This window comes from Lysinibacillus sp. FW301-JW8 (genome assembly GCF_058788755.1).
Genome location: NZ_JBYTBB010000133.1, coordinates 1 through 3,291, shown reverse-complemented (window position 1 = coordinate 3,291; position 3,291 = coordinate 1). Strand labels below are relative to the sequence as shown.

Here is a 3,291-nt window from a genome sequence, read left to right as displayed (position 1 = left end):
CTCATCGGACGCCCCCAGGAAAGCGCTCAGTCGGAACGGAGATCAACCTCTCGTTTTGAAAAAGGGCTATACTTTTTTATTTATCACCTTGATTTCATTGACATAATAGTATTTCAACAACATGCAATTGAATCATTCAATTGGAATAGAAGAGTTATCTCTCAAATGAAGACTATAGACGGTACAACAAGTGCGAAGAAACTTATATTAAGGAAATGAAAGCAGACATAGTAACAGATACTTTATCAACTGTATGCAAAAAGTCGTACCGTTCATTACATTTACGATACTACTTATACATTCTCCAGGATTCGAAGTACTGCTAGCCAATGTTTATGCTCAAACAGCAAATAAGCATTTAATTCTGTTTTATAGAGAACAGGATTCTATAAAGGAATATTTCGGTTATTATGTGAAGTGGTATCAAAATGGTTTAGATCAATTAAAAAAAAGTGCAAAAGATTGCATTAGAATAATCGCTTTAGAACAGAAATGACAATAAATGCTATAAAGCCCTATCCTACATGTCGGCTAAATCATCATACAGAAAACCTAGATTAGATAATAATGCATATAGTATTAGTGATTTGTGTATTTGCATTGGTTGCAGATCTTGCTACACTATATTTCGATAATGAGAATTATTATTAATTAATAGTCTGTTTGTGGCAACATCAGATCATATTTTTTATTGGCGCAAGCTATTTGTTTGGCATTAATGAAAGTAGCCCAAAAATGTGCAATGTTTGTATAGAGAGAAGGTGCATTAATCATAATAGATTTGGATAAATTAGCCGAGGTATTTGCTAGAGGTTTCTATGATATAGAAGGTGTCCACCGTTTGGTCATCCAGCCAAAAAGTATTTTAAGTGAATTTAGGACTGTCCAGCATGGATTTCTTTTTGTAATTCGTGGAGAGGCTAGAATGCGTGTGAACGGAACTCTCTATGAATCATATCCAGGATCAGTATTTCATGTTGCTCCAGGCATGCAACTGGAAGCGCAAGTTAGAGGTCAATTAGAGTACGAGTACTATTTACTGTTTTATAGATTTGACAAGTTTGACGAAGTAAGCGGTCATGAATGCAACTTGCATTTCAAACTGGAAGTGGGAACAAATCCGAGAGTACTAGAATTACTTATCTTACTTCATCAGAATACCAATACACTGAGAGGTATTGAGAGGCTTCGTGTCAAGGAATTATTTTTAAGTGTCATGCATCAAGTTTTAGTGGGGTGCAAGCATCGAGAAAGTGGAAGTTCCCCAAGCGAAAGGGTAATAGAGGAGGCTATTGCTTACATACATAGACACTACATGAATCCGTTGACACTTGACGAATTGGCGGAACTGCATGCAATGAGTACAAAGCGCTTCTCATATTACTTTCACAAATATACTGGGCTTCGTCCAATCAACTATCTTATCAATTATCGTATGGAAAGAGCAATTGATTTACTTAAAGTAAGTAATTTTCCCATCCACGATATTGCTACCAGTGTCGGTTATACCAATCCGCTATATTTCAGTAGAGTTTTTAAAAAAAAATTTGGTGTTTCTCCCTCCACATATACACATAAATTAGATAATCGTATAAATTGAGTTACTGATTTATGTATTGCGCCTGCAACTGGTGATAACCGAGAATGCAGGCTTTTTCCCTTTTGCCTCGTTCTTTCCCTTCTAGCCCTACCATTCGTTTAAATCATCATTCAGCAAACCTGAATTAGATAATAATGCATATAGTATTTGTGATTTGTGTATTTGCATCTGTTGCAGACCTTGCTACACTATGGATGATAATGAGAATCATTATTAACTAATGCCTTCTAAAGACAACATCTGATCAGAGTATTTCGTGGGCGAAAACTATTTTTACTATTTAGGAAGGATTGATAATTTTGACTATAAATAGACAATTGTGTATTGGGTTAGTCTTATCTACTTGGCTTAAAGGAGACGACTGGCGGCGCCTAGATAGCGATGTGGAAAAAATGGGTTCAATTGACCCTTACATTGATTTGGCAAAAATGGCAGAGAAGTCAAAGCTAGATTTTCTGTTCAGAGCCGATTATCTTTTTGTTAGTCCACAGATGCTTGGTGATTCCGCTAATTTTGGTAGCCCCGACCCTACTATTATATTTGCAGCGATTGCTCGTGAAACCGAGCGGATCGGGCTAGTAACGACTATTTCTACGACTTTTAATCCACCGTATGTTGTTGCTAGACAGCTTCAGTCTTTGCATTGGCTGAGTAATGGACGGGCTGGTTGGAATATTGTCACTTCTATTGAAGGTGCCGAAAATTTCGGTGAGTCACCTATGCCTTCTTCCCAAGAAAGATATGCGAAAGCAATTGAATTTACTGAGGTTGTAGGAAAACTTTGGGAAAGTTTCCCGGATGAAGCCATTGTTATTGATCGTGAGACAGGCATGTTTTCTGATAAGGATAAGGTTTCCCCAATTAATCATTCGGGTGAGTTTTTTAGTGTTAAGGGGCTTCTTACTTTGCCTGCCCATAAATCAGGACCAATTCCTTTATTTCAAGCAGGTGCGTCGAGTACAGGACGAAATTTTGCCTCTTCAATAGCAGATGCAATTTTTGCCGCGATGCCAGACCTTGAATCAGGGGTGGAATTGCGAAATGATCTGAGACGAAGAACTACGGAGTATGGGCGCAATCCAGACAACATAAGAGTTTTGCCAGGCTTATATTTTTTCTTGGCTGAAACCCGCGAGGAAGCCTATGAATTACATAAGGCTGCACATGCACATTTGACTATAGAGCGCAGACATGCATCGCTTAAATCAGTACTGGGTCTTGATCTGAGTAGCTTAGCCTTGGATAGTCACGTAACTTCCGATATGCTTCCCGATCCGAATCAGCCAGTCCGTAGCCGAACACACGCTGAGCTGTTGCGTCGATATATTACAAATCATCAGCCTACAGTGGAAGAGATATTGGCAAGACCAGAGGTTGTCGGATCTGCTCATTGGGTTTCAGTTGGAACGATTGAGGACGTATTAAACGATATAATTGAGAGATTTGAGGCTGGAGCCATTGACGGATTTATAGCTATTCCGGGTGGTTCAGAAAAATCTTTGGAAATATTTTTTGAAAAGTTGATGCCGCAGTTAGTTGCAAGAGGTTTGTTCAGAAGTGAATATACGGGTGTCACTTTGCGCGATCATTTAGGAATTAATACTACTGATCATTCACTAGCGTCGCATTAAAATAATTCAACGTATTTCAAAAAACTGAATTTTCCGCAATATTATCCGTGCATAAAAAAA

Annotated in this window: 2 protein-coding genes; both read left to right on the top strand. The window is 38.3% G+C overall.

Annotation, left to right across the window (positions count from 1 at the left end; genetic code table 11):
• The first annotated feature begins 772 nt into the window (after positions 1-772).
• Positions 773-1,600, top strand: coding sequence for a helix-turn-helix domain-containing protein (locus AC3WOM_RS26535; RefSeq protein ID WP_492449153.1), 828 nt, complete (start codon positions 773-775; stop codon positions 1,598-1,600).
• 299 nt (positions 1,601-1,899) lie between these two features.
• Positions 1,900-3,231, top strand: a complete 1,332-nt coding sequence (locus AC3WOM_RS26530) for an NtaA/DmoA family FMN-dependent monooxygenase (RefSeq protein ID WP_492449150.1) — start codon at positions 1,900-1,902, stop codon at positions 3,229-3,231.
• Positions 3,232-3,291 lie beyond the last annotated feature (60 nt).